This window comes from Rhodopseudomonas sp. RCAM05734, from assembly GCF_052658035.1.
In genome coordinates, this window is record NZ_CP199742.1 from 4,162,014 (window position 1) to 4,180,342 (window position 18,329).

Here is an 18,329-nt window from a genome sequence, read left to right on the forward strand (position 1 = left end):
GTCAGGCATGGAGTGACTGTGTGACAGGCCGCGTACAACCTCGACGGCTGGCGTTCGCGCTGCCCCATGCGGAAAGCCTGTCCCGCGACAATTTTCTTGAGGGCCCGGCCAATGCGGCTGCGCTCGGCCTGATCGACGAGCTGGCCGGACTGGCCGAACCGCGTGATGCTGCTGGTCGGCCCCGAAGGCTCCGGGAAGAGCCATCTCGCGGCGATCTGGGCGGAAGAGGCCGGTGCCCGCTCGACCGGCGCCCATGCCCTGACCGCCGCTTCCGTGCCCGGAGCTCTCGCCACCGGCGCGCTGGTGGTGGAGGATCTCGACGTTGCCACTTTGGATGAGCGCGCGCTGTTTCACCTACTGAATCTTGCGCGCGAAGACGAAGCCTTCGTGCTGATCACCGCGCGGGTCGCCCCGGCCGCACTGCCGATCGAACTGCGCGACCTGCGCTCGCGCCTGCGCGCGGTGCCGGTAATCAATCTGATGCCGCCCGACGATCAACTGCTGCGTGCACTCATCGTCAAGTTTTGCGCCGACCGGCAACTGACCGTGGACGAAACCGTGGTGAGTTATCTCGCCAGCCGGATCGAGCGATCTTTTGCCGCAGCCCGACAGGCGGTCGAATTGCTCGATACCGAGGCGTTGCGGCGGGGCCGTCCGGTGACGCGCGCATTGGCCGCGGAACTGCTGCGCGACGCCTGACTTAGCCTCCCAGGAGCGCGATGCCGCGCTTGACGGCGTCGCTGGCAAGTTCATCAATGTCATCGAAGTGTCATGTGGTTCGCACATGGTTCGGGCCGATTGCCAGCGCGCCAATACGACCGGAATCGGGATGGATCGAAACGTTATGGAATCGACGCAAGATATTGTTATTGAAGAAAAAAATGGCGAACCCCAACCTGTTGCGGTAATTGCTTCGGGGCCTGAGCGCTTCATCAATCGCGAGCTGTCCTGGCTGCACTTCAACCGCCGGGTGCTCGAGGAATCCGTCAATCCCGGCCATCCCGCGCTGGAGCGGGTGCGCTTCCTGTCGATCTCCGCGAACAATCTCGACGAGTTTTTCATGGTCCGCGTCGCCGGCCTCAAGGCCCAGGTCCGCGAGGGCATCACCGAGCGCAGCCCGGACGGCCTGACTCCGGCGGAGCGGCTGGCGCTGATCAACGAGGCGGTGTCGAAGCTGGCCATCGATCAGCAGGCGATCTGGCGCGACCAGCGCAGCATGCTGGCCGATGTCGGCATCGTGCTGCTCGATGGCAAGGACGCCACCAAGGCGGAGCGGACCTGGATCGAGGACCATTTTCTCCACAACATTTTTCCGCTGCTGACGCCGCTGGCGATCGACCCGGCGCATCCGTTCCCGTTCATCCCCAGCCTCGGCTTCACTATCGCGCTGCACCTGGCGCGCGTCGCTGACGGCAAGCCGATGAATGCGCTGATCCGCATGCCCGGCAAGATCGACCGTTTCATCAGGCTGCCCAGCACCGGGAAAGACAGTGCGGCCCGCCTGATCACGCTGGAGCAGGCCACCGGCCTGTTCATCGGCCGGCTTTTCCCCGGCTATGTGGTCAAGGGGCAAGGCGCCTTCCGCATCATCCGCGACAGCGAACTGGAAGTGGAAGAAGAGGCCGAGGATCTGGTGCGGCTGTTCGAGACCGCGCTGAAGCGGCGGCGCCGGGGATCGGTGATCCGGCTGGAAATCGAAGCCACGATGCCCGCCGAACTGCGCGCCTTCGTGCAGCGCGCGCTGTCCACCAGCGATGACGAGATCCTGCTGGTCGACGGCGTGCTGGCCATGAACGAGTTGTCGCAACTGACGCGCCTCGACCGTTCCGACCTGGAATTCGTGCCCTACGTCCCGCGCCATCCGGAGCGGGTCCGCGACCACGGCGGCGACATCTTTGCCGCGATCCGGCAGAAGGACCTCGTCGTTCACCACCCCTACGAGTCCTTCGACGTGGTGGTCCAGTTCCTGCAGCAGGCGGCGCGCGATCCCGACGTGGTGGCGATCAAGCAGACGCTCTATCGCACCTCGAACAACTCGCCGATCGTGCGCACGCTGGTGGAAGCCGCGGAGGCCGGCAAGTCGGTCACTGCGCTGGTCGAATTGCGGGCACGCTTCGACGAGGAGGCCAACATCAAATGGGCGCGCGATCTCGAACGCGCCGGCGTTCAGGTGGTCTATGGCTTCCTTGAGTTAAAGACCCACGCCAAGCTGTCGCTGGTGGTCCGCCGCGAGGGCGGCACGTTGGCCACTTACGTCCACACCGGGACCGGCAACTACCACCCGGTCACCGCGCGCATCTACACCGACCTGTCCTACTTCACGTCCGATCCGACCATCGGCCGCGACGCGGCGCGGGTGTTCAACTACATCACAGGCTATGCCGAACCGAGCGACATCGAGAAGATGGCGGTGTCGCCGCTGACGCTGCGCAAGCGGATGATTGAGCACATCCAGGGCGAGGCCGCCTTCGCGCGCGCCGGCAAGCCGGGTGCGATCTGGCTGAAGATGAATTCACTGGTCGATCCCGACATCATCGACGCGCTGTACGACGCTTCCAACGCCGGGGTCACGGTTGAGCTGATCGTGCGCGGCATCTGCTGCTTGCGGCCCGGCGTGCCAGGCCTGTCGGAGAACATCCGCGTCAAGTCGATCATCGGCCGGTTCCTCGAACACGGCCGCGTCTATTGCTTCGGCATGGGCCACGGCCTGCCGAGCGCCAAGGCTGCGGTCTATATCTCCTCGGCCGACATGATGCCGCGCAACCTCGACCGCCGCGTCGAGATCCTGTGCCCGCTGCAAAATCCTACCGTTCATCAACAGGTTCTCGAGCAAATCATGGTGGCGAACCTGAAGGATAACGAGCAGAGCTGGCAGTTGTTGCCGGACGGGTCGTCAACGCGTATGAAGGCCGCGAAGGGTGAGGAACCCTTCAACGTACATAGTTACTTCATGACGCATCCAAGTCTGTCTGGCCGTGGCAAATCGCTCAAAGAATCCTCGCCGCGCCGCCTCACGCGCAAAGCCGAGCGTCAGCAGTCGTCGTAAGGAATCCGCTCGGTGACAATCCGCGCACGCAAACGCGAAGCCAGTGTCGCGGTGATCGACATTGGCTCCAACTCGGTGCGACTCGTCGTCTATGAATCGCTGACCCGAAGCCTGGTTACGCTGTTCAACGAAAAGGCACTGTGCGGCCTCGGCCGTGAAGTGCAGACCACGGGTCTGCTGGCCGCCGATGCGGTCGGCAAGGCATTGACGGCGCTGCGCCGGTTTCGCGCACTCTGCAAGGTCATGAAGGTGGGGCGTGTCTATGCCATCGCCACCGCCGCAGCGCGCGATGCCAAGAACGGGCCCGACTTCATCGTCGCGGCGGAGAAGATCTGCGGCTGTGAGATCCAGATCATTTCCGGTCCGCGCGAGGCGAAGCTGTCGGCGCTGGGTGTGATCTCGGGCATCCACAAGCCGAACGGTATCGTCGGCGACCTCGGCGGCGGATCGCTCGAACTGATCGATGTGAAAGGCAATGCCGTACGAACCGGCATCACGCTGCCGCTCGGCAGCCTGGCGCTGCAGGACGCCTCGCAGAAGTCGCCGAAACGTGCCGAGAAGATCGTCAAGTCTGCGCTGATCGGCGTCACGCAGCTGACAGCCGCTCGCGGGCGCAATTTCTATGCGGTCGGCGGCACCTGGCGCGCGCTGGCGCGATTGCACATCATCCAGAGCGGATACTCGCTGAAGGTGATGCACGGCTATTCCATACCGGCAGCGGATGCGCTCAGTTTTGTGCGGCGCGTGCGCCGGCTGGCGACCGCCAACATGCTCGCCAATCTCGAATCCATCGCCGAAGCCCGGCAGCCGCTGCTGGTCTATGCGGCGCTGGTGCTCGAACATCTGATTCTGACGGCGCAGCCGAAGACCATCGTGTTTTCCACCTATGGCGTGCGCGAGGGCCTGCTCTACGAAATGTTGCCCCCCGCCCAACGTGTGCAGGACGGGCTGGTCTGCGCTGCGCAGGCTATGAACGTGCTGCTGTCACGGTCGGCGCGGCATGCCGAGGAATTGAAAAGCTGGACCGATCGCTTCGTCAGGGTCGCGCGCCTCAAGGAAACGCCGGAAGACAAGCGGTTGCGCCATGTCGCGTGCTTGTTGTCGGACACTGGCTGGCGCGCGCATCCGGATCACCGCGGCGAGCAGGCATTAAGTCTGATCACCAACGGCAATTTCGGCTCCATCGACCATCAGGGGCGCGCGTTCCTCGCGCTGTCGGTATTCTACCGCTATGCGGGGCTCAGCGAGCAGAACGAGCCGCCTTTGCAGGTTCGCGCTCTGGTGACGCCGGCACAGATCGAGCGCGCGCGCATTCTCGGCGCGGCGTTTCGCGTGGCGCATCTGATTTCCGCGGCGCGGCCCGGCGTGCTGCCCGCGATCCACTTCACCTCGAAAGAGCGCAAAATGATGCTGGTGTTCGAGCATCGCATCGTCGATCTCGTCGCCGATCGCGTCGGCAGCCGCTTCAAGCAACTGGCGCGGCTGGTCGGGCGGGCCGGGTCGATCATCCGGCGCTGATGGATTAACTCCGGTCGACCCTGACGACGCGGCCTTTTTCGATCGCCAGCGCCAGCCGGCCCTGCTTCAGGGCAAGGGCCGCTTCGCCGAACATCTCGCGGCGCCAGCCGCGCAGCGCGCCGACGTCGGCGTTGTCGTCGTTGGCGATCTGCTCGAGATCGTCGACGGTGGCAATCACCTTGCTGGCCACGGCGTGACGCTCGGAGGTCATGCGCAGCAGCACTTTCAGCAATTCGACGATGGCCGCGCCATTGGTGTTGCCGCGCGGCTTCTCGATCTTCGGCAGTGTCGACGGATCGCGCGCGACGCCGCGCTGCACGGCGGCGACAATATCGGAGCCCCATTTTGAGCGATCAAAACCCTTCGGCAGGGAACGCAGGCTGGCGAGCTTTTCCAGTGTGGTAGGGGCGTGGGTGGCGATGTCGCCGACGGCGTCGTCCTTCAACACGCGCGAGCGCGGCACGTCGCGGCTCTGCGCTTCCTGTTCGCGCCAGGCCGCGACTTCCATCAACACCGCGAGTTCCTTGGGCTTGCGCACCCGAGTCTTGAGGCGCTCCCAGGCACGCTCGGGGTGGAAGTCGTAGGTCTTCGGCGAGGTCAGGACCTCCATCTCCTCGCTCACCCAGTCGCTGCGACCGCGCTTCTTGAGGTCGGCGTCCAGTGCGGCGAACACGTCGCGCAGGTGGGTGACGTCGGAAACGGCGTAATGCACCTGCTCTTCGGTCAGCGGGCGGCGCGACCAGTCGGTGAAACGGTGGGTCTTGTCCGGGCGGTGACCGGTGATGCGCTCGACCAGCTGGTCGTAGGCGATGGAATCGCCATAGCCCAGCACCATGGCGGCGACCTGGGTGTCGAAGATCGGGTGCGGCACGATGCCCGCGCGGTGCCAGACGATTTCAATATCCTGCCGGGCAGCGTGGAATACTTTCAGCACCTTCTCGTTCGACATCAGGTCGAAGAAGGGCTTGAGGTCAATGCCGTCGGCCAGGGTGTCGATCACCAGCGCGTCCTCGGCGCTGGCCATCTGCACCACGCAGAGCAAGGGATAATAGGTGGTTTCGCGCAGGAATTCCGTATCGACCGTGATGACGGGATGCTTGGCGAGCCGTTCGCAGGCGGCGGTGAGCTGTGCGGTGGTGGTAATCAGTTCCATGAACGGTCCATAACACTTTTGCCAAGGCGTTCGGCCGAAACCGCTGTTGAGTCAAGGGTGTTCGGGCAACTTTGATGACGGGGGCGGGGCCGTCACCCGAGCCGGCGCCGGTCAGGTGCCGCAGAAGGTCTCCGATACCCGCTCGCCGGGGAGCGGCGGGTCGGCATAGGCAGCCAGCGCCGGCTGGTCGTTGAACGGGCGGGCCAGCACGGTCAGAAGCTCCTGAAACGGCGCGAAATCGTCATTGTTCACCGCGGCCTGGATCACGGCCTCGATGCGATGGTTGCGCGGGATGAAGGCCGGATTGACCGCCTGCATGGCATTGTGCCGGGCCTCCGCATCCTGCGGCTCTTCGGCAAGGCGGGCGCGCCAGTTGGCGGCCCAGACGTCGAAGGCGGCGGGATCGGTGAACAGGGCCCGGACCTCCGAGTCGTGGGCCGGGTCGCGTGCCGACTCGCCGAGGTGCCGGAAGGTCAGGGTGAAGTCGGCCTGATTCTCGGTCATGGCCGTGAGCAGGTCCTGCGCCAGTGCGGGATCGTCGTCGCGCGCGGTGAACAGGCCAAGCTTCCGGCGCAGGCCAACCTGATAGGCAGTGTCGAAGGTCTCTGTGAATTCACCGAGCACGGCCTGCGCGACGGCAATGGCCGCCTTCTGGTCGTCGTCCAGCAGCGGCAGCAGGGTTTCGGCAAAGCGCGTCAGATTCCACAGCGCGATGCGCGGCTGGTTGCCGTAGGCGTAGCGGCCCATGGAGTCGATCGAGCTGAAGACGGTGCGGGGATCGTAGTCGTCCAGGAAGGCGCAGGGGCCGTAGTCGATGGTCTCGCCGGCAATCGAGCAATTGTCGGTGTTCATGACACCGTGGATGAAGCCGACCAGCAGCCAGCGCGCCACCAGCTCGGCCTGCCGGGTGACCACGGCGCCCAGCAAGGCGCGATAGGGCTGCTCGGTGCCAGCCACCTCTGGATAATGCCGGGCAATGACGTGATCGGCGAGCGCCCGTAGCCCCGCGGTATCCTCGCGGGCAGCAAAAAACTGGAAGGTGCCGACCCGGATGTGACTGGACGCGACCCGGGTGAGGACTCCGCCGGGCAGCATGGTTTCGCGGGCCACGCTTTCGCCGGTGACCACAGCGGCAAGCGACCGCGTGGTCGGGATGCCCAGCGCGAACATCGCTTCGCTGACGATATATTCGCGCAGCACCGGGCCGAGCGCCGCGCGGCCGTCACCGCGTCGGGAAAACGGTGTGGGGCCGGAGCCCTTGAGCTGGATGTCGCGACGGATGCCGTCGCGATCGATGACCTCGCCGAGCAGGATGGCGCGGCCGTCGCCAAGCTGTGCCACAAAGCTGCCGAACTGGTGGCCGGCATAGGCCATGGCCAGCGGATCGGCGCCGTCAGGCACGCGCATTCCGGCGAGGACCTCGACGCCTTCCGGCGTTTGCAGCGCGTCCGGATCGAGACCGAGCTGGATGGCGAGCGGACGATTCAGTCTGTATCAGCCGCGGTGCCACCACCGGTGTCGGCGCCACGCGTGCGAAGAAATTGGCGGGCAGGGTGGCGTAGCTGTTGTCGAACGGGAAGCGGACTGTCATCCGTTCAAGATAGGCGGCGGTCGCGATAAGGCAACTATCCGGAACGCGGTCCGGCTGCACAAATGCGGAAGAGCCCTGGAGGCGGCGCTGGCGCCGCCTGGCTTAAGCTGCGCGAACGGTCTGCAGGAACTTGGCGACCTCAGTTCTCAGGCGGCTGCTTTGGACCGACAACGACTGTGCCGCTGACAAAACCTGGTTCGATGCCGAGCCGGTCTCGCTGGTCCCGCGATTGACCTCGGTGACTTCGCTGGCGACCTGATTGCTGAGATGGACCGACTGCTGGACGTTGCGCGCGATCTCCTGGGTCGCTGCGCCCTGTTCCTCAACCCGCAGCTGCGATGGCTGAGGACGCTTCCGACATCAGCGAAATGGTCGAGCTGATCTCCTTGATGATCGTCACGGTTTCCGAACTCGCCGACTGCATGTCGGCAATCTGGACGCTGATATCGTCGGTTGCCTTGGCCGTCTGCGATGCCAGCGCCTTGACCTCGGCGGCGACGACGGCGAAGCCACGGCCGGCCTCGCCAGCGCGCGCCGCCTCGATGGTGGCGTTGAGTGCCAGCAGGTTGGTCTGCTCGGCCACGGCGGTGATCAGCTTGACGACATCGTCGATTCGCGACGTTGCCTGGGTCAGCTTTGTAATGCTCTGGTTGGTCTTGTCTGCCTGGCTCACGGCGGCCGTTGCGATCCGGTTGGACTCATGCACCTGGCGGCCGATCTCATTGACTGACGAGGTGATTTCCTCGGTGGCCGCCGCCACCGACTGAATGTTCTCCGACACCAGATGCGACGCCGAGGCGGCCGAACCGGACAGCGTCATGGTGACATCGGAGGTCTTGGTGAGCGTTGTTGCGGAAGCCTCTAGCTCCGACGATGCGGACGACAGCGAGCCCACCAATTCGCCGATCATGGCTTCGAATGTGAGCGTCGCCTTGCTGATGGTATCGGCACGCGCGGTCTGCAGTGCGGAATCTGTGTGGGCCATTTCATCGGTGACCTGCTTGGCGATCAAGGCGTCCTTGAAGATTTGCAGGGCGCTGGCGATGCGGCCGATTTCGGTGGTGCCGCCCAGATGCGGGATTTCCGCCGACAATTCGCCCGACGTCAACTGAGCCATCGGTGTGAGGATCGATCCGATCCCGCGTGCGATGTCGCGAACGAGATAGAACGCCGCGCCCAATCCCAGCAACAGGGCGGCGCCGAGGAGCAGGGCCATCATGCGAAGCGCGCCGGAATAGGTTGCCTCGGCCGCTTCGCCGGAGGCTTCGGCGCCCTTGTCGTTGATCTCCACCAGCTTCGCCAGCGTGGCATCCATGGCGCGGCCGACCTGGACGACCTGCTTGGCGTTGATGTCTTTTGCCTTGGCAAGATCGCCTTTGGTGGCGAAGGCTTGCACCTCCACGGCCGCGCCGATGAACGCCGCCCACTGCTTGTCGAGCAGATCGGCTAGCTCGCGTTCCGCAGGCGATGAAACAAGCGGGTGATAGGCCTTGTAGGCCTTTTCGAAGTCGGCCTTGCGGGCCTTCAGATTCTTGTCGACATCCGGGCGGTCGGCGTCCGCGACGATCAGGTGATCGCGCAATACGGCGCGGTAGCGCGCCGACTGAACACGCATTTCGCCGATCCAGCGCACGCTGGGCAGCCAGTGGGCTTGAATCTCCTGAGTGGCGCCATTGATCGCGCGCATCTGGAAGAAGGCGAGGCCGCCGATGATGGCGATCACCAGAAACAGAAAGGAGACGATCGCAAACAGCTTGGCGCTGATCGAGTATTTTGAGAGCACGAAAGCATTCCTCAGCTGTTCTGGACGCTGTCGCGGCCGGCAGGGGCGATGATGATGGCAATGCGGTACGCAATATCCGCAACGGGTCGGGTCGAAACAGGCGCCACCAAGGCGAGCAAGTATGGGAAATACAGTGGGGGCTGTTGGTCAAAGTTTAGTAAATTTCCATCGAATTATTGACGTAAGTGTTTGATGCGGTGTGAGAATACCGCGGTGCGGTAGATTCGAGTGCCTTGGTTTGGAGCCGCAACCACGCAACATTGGCTATAAAGCCCCCCAAGGCTTCCCGGGTTGCTGGTCGAACAGGGAATGCTGCAGTGCGGCGTCCCGAATGCGTGAGGCCTTGGCGACCCGAGCGATTTTCGCCCGGCTTCCCTGCGTTTTGACGGCCTCCGCTCGGTTGCCGCGCCGGGTCCGGTCGGGTAAACCCTGCGCTTCACGGCCTAGCCGCGAACGATTCCGCCCTCTGACGCCCTTCCAGGATTTTCATGCATCGCTACCGGTCTCACACCTGCGGCGCGCTCCGCGACAGCCATATCGACCAGACCGTCCGCGTTTCCGGCTGGTGCCACCGGATCCGTGACCATGGCGGCGTGCTGTTCATCGACTTGCGCGACCATTACGGCCTGACGCAGTGCGTTGCGGACCCGGCATCGCCGGCGTTCAAGGATGCCGAGTTGCTGCGCTCGGAATGGGTGGTGAAGATCGACGGTCGGGTGCGCCGTCGTCCCGAGGGCACCGAAAACCCGGACCTGCCGACCGGTGCGGTCGAGATCTACATTTCGTCGATCGAGGTGCTCGGCGCGTCGCTGGAATTGCCGCTGCCGGTGTTCGGTGACCAGGACTATCCGGAAGACATCCGCCTGAAGTACCGCTTCCTCGACCTGCGCCGCGAGAAGCTGCACCAGAACATCATGACCCGCGGCGCGATCGTCGACTCGATGCGCAAGCGGATGAAGGAGCAGGGCTTCTTCGAATTCCAGACGCCGATCCTGACGGCGTCGTCGCCCGAAGGCGCGCGCGACTTCCTGGTGCCCAGCCGCATCCATCCCGGCAAGTTCTATGCGCTGCCGCAGGCGCCGCAGCAGTACAAGCGGCTGCTGATGATGTCGGGCTTCGACCGCTACTTCCAGATCGCGCCCTGTTTCCGCGACGAGGATCCGCGCGCCGACCGTCTGCCCGGCGAGTTCTACCAGCTCGATCTCGAAATGAGCTTTGTCGAGCAGGAAGACGTGTTCGCCGCGGTGCAGCCGGTGATCACCGGCATCTTCGAGGAGTTCGCCAAGGGCAAAGCGGTCAACAAGGACTGGCCGAAGATTCCGTACGCGGAGTCCCTGCGTAAGTACGGCTCGGACAAGCCCGACCTGCGCAACCCGCTCGAGATGCAGGATGTCTCCGAGCATTTCCGCGGCTCCGGCTTCAAGGTGTTCGCGCGGATGCTGGAAGATTCCAAGAATCAGGTCTGGGCGATCCCCGGACCGACCGGCGGCAGCCGCGCGTTCTGCGACCGCATGAACTCGTGGGCGCAGGGCGAGGGCCAGCCGGGGCTGGGTTACATCATGTGGCGCGAAGGCAATGAGGGCGCAGGCCCGCTCGCCAACAACATCGGCCCGGAGCGCACCGAAGCGATCCGCGTGGCCCTGGGCATGAAGGCCGGCGACGCCGCATTCTTCGTCGCGGGCGATCCCGCAAAATTCTACAAGTTCGCGGGCCTCGCACGTACGCGTTTGGGCGAAGAGTTGAACCTGATCGACAAGGAGCGCTTTGCGCTGGCCTGGATCGTCGACTTCCCGATGTACGAATACGACGAGGACGAGAAGAAGGTCGAGTTCTCGCACAACCCGTTCTCGATGCCGCAGGGCGGCCTCGATGCGTTGCTGACCAAGGACCCGCTGACCATCAATGCGTTCCAGTACGACATCACCTGCAACGGCTTCGAAATCGCTTCCGGCGGCATTCGCAACCACAAGCCCGAGGCGATGGTGAAAGCGTTCGAGATCGCCGGCTACGGCGAGGACACCGTGATCGAGCGCTTCGGCGGCATGTACCGCGCCTTCCAGTACGGCGCGCCGCCGCATGGCGGCATGGCCGCCGGCGTCGACCGCATTGTGATGCTGCTGTGCGGCACCAACAATTTGCGCGAGATCTCGCTGTTTCCGATGAACCAGCGCGCTGAAGACCTGCTGATGGGGGCTCCGTCGGAGGCAACACCGAAGCAGTTGCGAGAGGCGCATATCCGGCTCAATCTGCCGGAATCCTGAGCTGATCCGTAGGCCTTAACTACACATTCGAGTTCGATTGCGCGGGAGCGTTCATGTCATCCTCTTCTGAAGATCTCGCAAAGGCGGCGCTGGCCTATCATCGCCTGCCGCGTCCCGGCAAACTTGAAATCCAGGCGACCAAGCCGCTTGCCAACCAGCGCGATCTGGCGCTGGCCTATTCGCCGGGCGTGGCAGCTCCGTGTCTGGCGATTGCTGCCGATCCCAATGAAGCGGCCACGCTGACCTCGCGCGCCAATCTCGTCGCCGTCGTGTCGAACGGCACCGCCGTCCTCGGTCTCGGCAATATCGGTCCGCTGGCTTCCAAGCCGGTGATGGAAGGCAAGGCGGTCCTGTTCAAGAAGTTCGCCGGCATCGACGTGTTCGACATCGAGATCGCCGCCGACACCATCGAGCGCGTGGTCGAGACCGTCGCGGCGCTGGAGCCGACCTTCGGTGGCATCAATCTCGAGGATATCAAGGGGCCGGAGTGCTTTGAGATCGAGGCGCAGCTCAAGGAGCGCATGAAGATTCCGGTGTTTCACGACGACCAGCATGGCACCGCCATCATCGTCAGCGCCGCGATCACCAATGCCTTGCTGCTCAACGGCAAGAACCTCAAGGACTGCAAGATCGTCTGCTCCGGCGCGGGTGCCGCGGCGATCGCCTGCCTCAACCTGCTGGTGCATCTCGGTGCACAGCTCAAGAACATCTGGGTCTGCGACATCGACGGCGTCGTGCATGAGGGCCGCAACACGCTGATGGATCGCTGGAAGGCGGTCTACGCGCAGAAGACCGATGCGCGGACGCTGGGCGACGTGATCCCGGGCGCCGACATCTTCCTCGGCGTGTCCGCGCCGAACGTGCTGAAGCCGGAAATGGTCAAGGCTATGGCGGACAAGCCGCTGGTGATGGCGCTGGCCAATCCCAATCCCGAGATCATGCCGGACGAGGCGCGCAAGGCGCGGCCGGATGCCATGATCTGCACCGGCCGTTCGGACTTCCCGAACCAGGTCAACAACGTCCTGTGTTTCCCCTTCATCTTCCGTGGCGCCCTCGACGTCGGGGCGACCGCGATCAACGAGGCCATGAAGATCGCGGCGGTGGACGCGATCGCGCAGCCGGCGCGCGACCCGCCGTCGGACGCGGTTGCCCAGGGCTTCGATAACGAGACACAGGGTTTTGGTCCGGGCTCGCTGATCCCGAGCCCGTTCGATCCGCGCCTGATCCTGCGCATTGCGCCGGCGGTGGCGAAGGCGGCGATGGACTCTGGCGTGGCGACCCGCCCGATCGCGAATTTCGACGACTATCTCGCCGGCCTCGAGCGTTTTGCATTCCGTTCGGGCTTGGTGATGAAGCCGGTGTTCGCTAAGGCGAAGACGCAGCCTGTGCGCGTGATCTATGCCGAAGGCGAAGACGAACGCGTGCTGCGCGCGACCCAGGTCGTGCTGGAGGAGAAGCTGGCGCGGCCGATCCTGGTCGGCCGTCCCTCGGTCGTGGAAGCCCGCATCAAGCGCTTCGGCCTTGCGATCCGCGCCGGCAAGGATTTCGACCTCATCAATCCCGAGGACGATCCGCGCTATCGCTCCTACGTGCAGTCCTACATCGACATCGCCGGACGCCACGGCGTGACGCCCGATGCGGCGCGCACGGTGGTGCGCACCAACGCGACGGTGATCGCGGCGCTGTCGGTGATGCGCGGCGAGGCCGATGCCATGATCTGCGGCGTCGAAGGCCGCTACATGAGCCATCTGCGCCACGTGCGCGAGATCATCGGCTTCCTGCCGGGGGTCAGCGATTTCGCGGCGCTGGCGCTGATGATCACCAGCAAGGGCGCCTATTTCATTGCCGACACCCAGGTGCGGCCCAATCCGAGCGCGGAAGAACTCGCTGAAGTCGCGGCGCTGGCTGCGATCCACGTGCAGCGCTTCAACATCAAGCCGAAGATCGCCTTCGTCTCGCATTCGGATTTCGGCAGCTACGACACCGAATCCTCGCGAAAGATGCGCCTCGCCAGCAAGATCCTGGCGCAGAAGCATCCCGAGATCGAGGCTGATGGCGAAATGCAGGGCGACACCGCGCTGTCGGAAGCTGCGCGAAAGCTGATCCTGCCGCACTCCAAGCTCGAGGGCGTCGCCAACGTCCTGATCATGCCGAACCTGGACACCGCCAATGTCGCCTACCAGATGATCAAGGTGCTGGCGGACGCGCTGCCGGTTGGTCCGATTCTGGTGGGACCGGCGCGGCCCGCGCATATCCTGACGCCGTCGGTCACCGCGCGCGGTATCCTCAACATGACGGCTGTCGCCGCCGTTGAAGCGCAGGAGCGTGCCAGCCGTCCGCAGCCGACCCTGTTCGGGTGAACGTGGTCAGAAGCGCAAGGACATGATCGTTTGAAAACCGGCGGGGAATGCTCATAATCGCCCGACCATGCGATCCGTATCCATTGCGCACGAGTGAGGGCGACCATGCCAGCGTTTATTACTTTCGGACGCGTTCTGTTCGCCGTTCTGTTCATTGCCTCCGGCGCGTCCAAGCTGTTCGATCTCGCCGCGACCGCTGACGCGATCGGCGGCAAGATCGTGTTTCCGGAAATGCTGACTCCCTATACGGAGCAGCTGCAGACGCTGACCGGAATGCAAATGAAGCAGATGCTGGCGATTGCCGCCGGCGCCGTTGAGCTGCTCGGCGGATTGCTGATCGCGCTGAACATTGGCGCGCGCTTCTTTGCATTGCTGCTGGTGTTGTTCGTGATGGTCGCGACGTTCTACTTTCACGATTTCTGGAACCAGACCGGTCCGGATGCCAAGAACAACATGATCCACGCGCTGAAGAACCTGTCGCTGATCGGCGGGCTGTTCATCATCGCCGGCATCGGGCGCGGGCCTCGGGGCGACGGCGTCTACACCGAAGGCTAGCGTCGCGCTGGCTCTACGTGGTCCGGCGCCACGCTGTCACGGTGACGTCGTGCTCCACGTCGAGTGTTTGGATATCTCCCGCCTTCATGCCGTGGCTTGCGAGGATGGCCTGCGGCGTGCGTTCGGGCACGCCGGGAAAGCAAGGTTTGCCGCCGGGCGGCTGCACATGCGGCGCCTGTGACAGCCAGAAAACGTCGAAGCGATCGAAGAACATCTCGAACACCACGGGGCCGCCGATGACCGCGATGGTGCCGGCACGGATGCCTGTGTGGTCGCGGGCTTCCTCGAACGACGCGCCGGCCGGATTCCACAAGGTTGCCTTGTCGTTCGACGGATCGGCTGCGACGCCCGCCACGCTGCGATTGAGAACGATCCGCCTTCGCCTGGGCGAATTGGGCTGGTCTTCGAAAGAGTATCGGCCGTGCACGATCAGGTCGGATTGATCGAGCGCCGTTGTGAAGAAGCGGAGGTCGCCCGGAAACTTCAGCGCCTCGGGCATCACGCCATGCGCGTCAGCCAGCATGCCCTCCGCGGACACGATGACGTAGCCGTTGAAACGAAGTGCGGGCATCAACTGGGCCGGGCGCCGCTATTCCGAGATCGTTTTCACGACGCTGTTGAGCGGCAGCGTGCTGACGGTCGGCAGCTTGACGTCCTTGACGATGCTCTCGTCATACGACGCAATCGACTGCGCGGGCGCCTTGGCCTTCATCAACACGACCTTGTAGCCGCCGGCCTTGAGCTTGCGGAGCAGGGTGGGTAGTGCCTCGGCGGTGTGCTTCTGGAAATCGTGCATCAGGATGATGCCCTTGCCCATCTTGTCGAGCTTGGTCATCACATTGGAAATCACCTGGTCCGACTTGCGGGTCTTGAAATCGAACGAGTCGATGTCGCAGGAGAAGATCGCGATGTTACGGGTGCCAAGATAGGTCACCATGGCGGGCGGGTGCTGCAGCGCCGGGAAACGGAAGAACGGGGCAGGCGACGCGCCGAGCGCCCACTTCACCGCACTGAGACCCTTCTCGATCTCGTCCTTCTGCTGCTGTTCGGTCAGCTTCTTGCCGTTCAGATTGGCGTGCGACCAAGTGTGCGATCCCACCGTGTGGCCGGCTGCGGCGACTGCCTTCAGCACATCCGGATAGTAGGTGGCGTGCTTGCCGATCGGGAAGAACACGCCCTTGGTGCATTCGTCGGCCAGGGCCTTCAGGACCGTCGGCGTCGTGCTCTGCCACGGGCCGTCGTCGAAGGTCAGCACAACCTCCTTGTCGCGGAGGAAGTCGAGCTGCTTGAAATGTTCGAAGCCGAAGCCCGGGCCGCCGGTGGTGTCGATTTCCACCACCCGGCCCACGCCGAGCGCGTCGGGATTGGCACAGGCCGTCTTCGCCGCAGCCGGCACGGGTGCCGGCGTTGCGGGAGCGGCTGCCGGGGCGGGCGCGCCGGCGGCCTTGGGCGGGGTTTGCGCCCATGCGCTTGCTGCGAACACGGATAGGGTGCCCGCGAAGATCAAACCTGCAGCAATGCGCATCGGTGGCCTCTTGAACGTCGGTTCTGTCCCGGACCGCGGTCCGGTACGATGAACGATGTGGTCCGTTGTCCAAGCATAGCGCAATTTACGGCTGCGCTGCCACGGTCGCGATTTTATCCCCAGCCGCCGAGATGGGGCCGAAGCTAGCTCTCGGAGAGATTGCGGGCGATGGCGGTCTTGATCCGCGTGTCGGTCGGCTCGATCGACTCGAGGAAAGCATCCGCCAGATAGCCGTCGCGGCCGACCAGATACTTGTGAAAATTCCAGCGCGGTACGTCGCGGGGACGCGCAGCAGCCGCCCACTTATAGAACGGATGCGCATTCGCGCCTTTCACGACGGCCTTGGCAGCCATCGGAAAACTGACGCCGTAGTGAACCTGTGCGGTATTGGTAATCTCGGCGACACCCCCGGGCTCCTGGCTGCCGAAATCGTTGCTGGGCACGCCGATAACCGTCAGGCCGCGATCGCGGAATTCGGTCCACAGCTCCTGCAGCCCGGCATATTGCGGCGTGTAACCGCAGAGCGAGGCGGTATTGACCACCATGATCGGCCGCTGGGCGAAGTCAGCCAGCCTGATCTCGCCGCCGGCAAGGGCCGGAAAGGAGAAGCCATAGGCCGTGACCCGACTCATCTCGCCCTGCGCATGCGCGCGACAGCCGATGCCCTGAGCGGCGCCGGCTGCCAGCAAGGCGGTCAGAAAATTTCTTCGGTCCATTATCTGCAAGTCCCGAACCGGAAGGTCCAAGACGCAGGATAGCCGGATCCCGCAACAACCGCGCTCAAGACGTCGTTACGGTGCCAATGAATGCGGTCTAGCGCAGCGGCACAATGAAGTCGGTGCCCTGGCCGGTTTCGCCGCCTGCGGCAATGCCCAGATCAGAGACGATGAGGGAGCCGCCCGTCGCCAGTGCCTCGGTAATCCGCGCCATCGTGTCGTCGGGGATCGAGATGCGGTCCAGCGCTTCCGAGGCCGAGTTCGCCTTGGGCGCCGGTTTCATGTCGATGGCGCCGGTGTTTTTCCGCCGCTGCGTTGCGCTGCCGTCGTCGGTGGCACGGGCGGCCACCGGCATGGAAAGCACCGACCAGTGAAACGTCTTGGCGTCATCCTTGTCGGCCCGCGCGGTAAAGACGTGGGTGCCGAGCGGACGATCGCTGGGGGCGATGGTCACGGGCACATCGAACAGCGGTGCGAAATTCTGCCGAACATAAAGCTTGCCGTCCTTGTTGCTGACCAGCACGGCGATCTGACCGTTACGTTTGGGGGCAGTTGCAATGGCCGGATCGGGTTTGATCCCCGCTGTCTGGTCGTCGAGGTGGCTGGTCTGGTCCTTGCCGGGCTCCGGCACGACGACAACGGCATTCGCCGTGGCCGATGGCTTGTGGTCTGTCGCCTCGGTATTGGAGGGAGCCGGAATCTTCGGGGCGACTGCGACAGTCTCGTTGCTGGCAGTCGGGGTTGCTCCGCCGTCGAGCAGTTTTTCGGTTGCGTTACGGAACTCCGTTGCCTTGTCATCGAATTCGGCTGCGGAAAATGCCTTGGCTGGCCCGATACGGGTATTTTCCGCCCGGCCGGCCGCTTGCGACACATCGGAAAGGGTAGCCACGCCGGCTGCCTGAGGTATCGCACCGCTGGCATCAGCGGTCTGGGTTTGATCGCGCCTCGCAGCACCCGCGGCCTCAACGGTTGCCTTGGCCTGGATCCCGTCAGTCGACGGCTTCAACCCGAGATTCGCCGACGACATGTCTGGCTTGCCGCCCGGGGCACTAACGGGTGTTGCGGCCGGGGATTTTTCCAGCGGCGGCGCGGCTGACGCTACCGGCGTCGGCGCGGGCTTCTGCGTTGTCAGCAAGGGGTGGGAGAATTCAATCGGCGACACTTCGCCCGGCGCAATCACGACGCGGGCGCCCATGCGCGTCCAGCCCCACAGTTTGACGGCGAAGGCCATCGGCATGCGGATGCAGCCATGGGATGCCGGATAACCGGGCAGCACACCGGCATGCATCGCCACGCCGGACCAGGTGATGCGCTGCATGTATGGCATCGGCGCGCCGCTGTAGATGTTCGAGCGGTGATACTTGTTCTTCTGGATCACGCTGAACACGCCCATCGGCGTCGAATGTCCGCGCATGCCGGTCGAAACCGGGCTTTCGGCATACAGGCCGTTGGCGTCGTAGATCTTCAGCGTCTGCCGGTCGATCGAAATGGCGATCACCAGCGGGCCGACCGGTTTGGCGGCTTCTCTTGTCTGAATCGCCGGCTTGGCACCGATGCGGCGCGCCGGCTTCGGGCGTTTCGGCTGCTGCTGCTGCGGCGGCGGCGCCGGTTGTACCGTCGCCGTTGGGTTGTCGTCCGACCAGAAAATTGCCGCGTCTGCCGGAGCGGCGGCGAACAATCCGGCCAAGGCCAAAAAAACAATTCGGAGCGACGGATGCTTGAAAGTCATGCTTGCCGGCTGGGATTGCCGCGCTGCGCCCAAAGCCACCTGAAATGCGTCCACGCCAAATTCCTCGAATCTCGTCTAATAGTTTAGTCTCG

General features: G+C 64.1%; 10 protein-coding genes and 3 pseudogenes. 6 read left to right on the forward strand and 7 right to left on the reverse strand.

Features of this window, described 5'->3' with window-relative positions; genetic code table 11:
* Positions 1 to 20 precede the first annotated feature (20 nt).
* The 3 genes and pseudogenes from ACUXVA_RS19635 to ppx all read left to right on the forward strand — a co-directional run bounded on the left by ACUXVA_RS19635 (position 21) and on the right by ppx (position 4,564).
* Positions 21 to 699 (forward strand): annotated as a pseudogene (locus ACUXVA_RS19635) (chromosomal replication initiator DnaA).
* 145 nt (positions 700 to 844) lie between these two features.
* Complete coding sequence (locus ACUXVA_RS19640; protein WP_445487624.1) at positions 845 to 3,046, forward strand: RNA degradosome polyphosphate kinase; 2,202 nt, start codon at positions 845 to 847, stop codon at positions 3,044 to 3,046.
* Between the two features lie 12 nt (positions 3,047 to 3,058).
* Positions 3,059 to 4,564, forward strand: a complete 1,506-nt coding sequence (ppx, locus tag ACUXVA_RS19645; RefSeq protein ID WP_265078808.1) for an exopolyphosphatase — start codon at positions 3,059 to 3,061, stop codon at positions 4,562 to 4,564.
* 4 nt (positions 4,565 to 4,568) lie between these two features.
* On the opposite strand, the gene rnd is transcribed toward ppx, so the two are convergent.
* The 3 genes and pseudogenes from rnd to ACUXVA_RS19660 form a co-directional block, all read right to left on the reverse strand.
* Entirely contained in the window at positions 4,569 to 5,717 is a 1,149-nt protein-coding gene (gene rnd / locus ACUXVA_RS19650; protein ID WP_265078807.1) for a ribonuclease D, read from the reverse strand.
* A gap of 111 nt (positions 5,718 to 5,828) precedes the next feature.
* Positions 5,829 to 7,308, reverse strand: a pseudogene (locus ACUXVA_RS19655) (protein adenylyltransferase SelO).
* A gap of 102 nt (positions 7,309 to 7,410) precedes the next feature.
* Positions 7,411 to 9,091, reverse strand: a pseudogene (locus tag ACUXVA_RS19660) (methyl-accepting chemotaxis protein).
* 488 nt (positions 9,092 to 9,579) lie between these two features.
* On the opposite strand from ACUXVA_RS19660, the gene aspS reads away from it, so the two are divergent.
* From aspS to ACUXVA_RS19675, 3 genes are all read left to right on the forward strand, one after another.
* Positions 9,580 to 11,352: an aspartate--tRNA ligase gene (aspS, locus tag ACUXVA_RS19665; protein WP_445487627.1), complete on the forward strand. Its 1,773-nt coding sequence runs from the start codon at positions 9,580 to 9,582 to the stop codon at positions 11,350 to 11,352.
* Between the two features lie 53 nt (positions 11,353 to 11,405).
* Positions 11,406 to 13,712 carry an NADP-dependent malic enzyme gene (locus ACUXVA_RS19670; protein ID WP_445487629.1) on the forward strand — a complete coding sequence of 769 codons (2,307 nt, stop codon included), beginning with the start codon at positions 11,406 to 11,408 and terminating at the stop codon, positions 13,710 to 13,712.
* Positions 13,713 to 13,817: 105 nt separating this feature from the next.
* Positions 13,818 to 14,267 carry a DoxX family protein gene (locus ACUXVA_RS19675; RefSeq protein ID WP_445487631.1) on the forward strand — a complete coding sequence of 150 codons (450 nt, stop codon included), beginning with the start codon at positions 13,818 to 13,820 and terminating at the stop codon, positions 14,265 to 14,267.
* Positions 14,268 to 14,280: 13 nt separating this feature from the next.
* Here the strand turns inward: ACUXVA_RS19675 and ACUXVA_RS19680 are convergent, their stop codons facing one another.
* From ACUXVA_RS19680 to ACUXVA_RS19695, 4 genes are all read right to left on the reverse strand, one after another.
* Complete coding sequence (locus tag ACUXVA_RS19680) at positions 14,281 to 14,838, reverse strand: dihydrofolate reductase (protein WP_445487633.1); 558 nt, start codon at positions 14,836 to 14,838, stop codon at positions 14,281 to 14,283.
* 18 nt (positions 14,839 to 14,856) lie between these two features.
* Positions 14,857 to 15,792, reverse strand: coding sequence for a polysaccharide deacetylase family protein (locus tag ACUXVA_RS19685; RefSeq protein WP_265078801.1), 936 nt, complete (start codon positions 15,790 to 15,792; stop codon positions 14,857 to 14,859).
* Between the two features lie 143 nt (positions 15,793 to 15,935).
* A complete protein-coding gene (locus ACUXVA_RS19690; RefSeq protein ID WP_445493315.1) occupies positions 15,936 to 16,511 on the reverse strand; it encodes a glutathione peroxidase in 576 nt (191 codons plus the stop codon).
* 94 nt (positions 16,512 to 16,605) lie between these two features.
* Positions 16,606 to 18,270, reverse strand: a complete 1,665-nt coding sequence (locus tag ACUXVA_RS19695; RefSeq protein WP_445487635.1) for a L,D-transpeptidase family protein — start codon at positions 18,268 to 18,270, stop codon at positions 16,606 to 16,608.
* Positions 18,271 to 18,329: the final 59 nt, after the last annotated feature.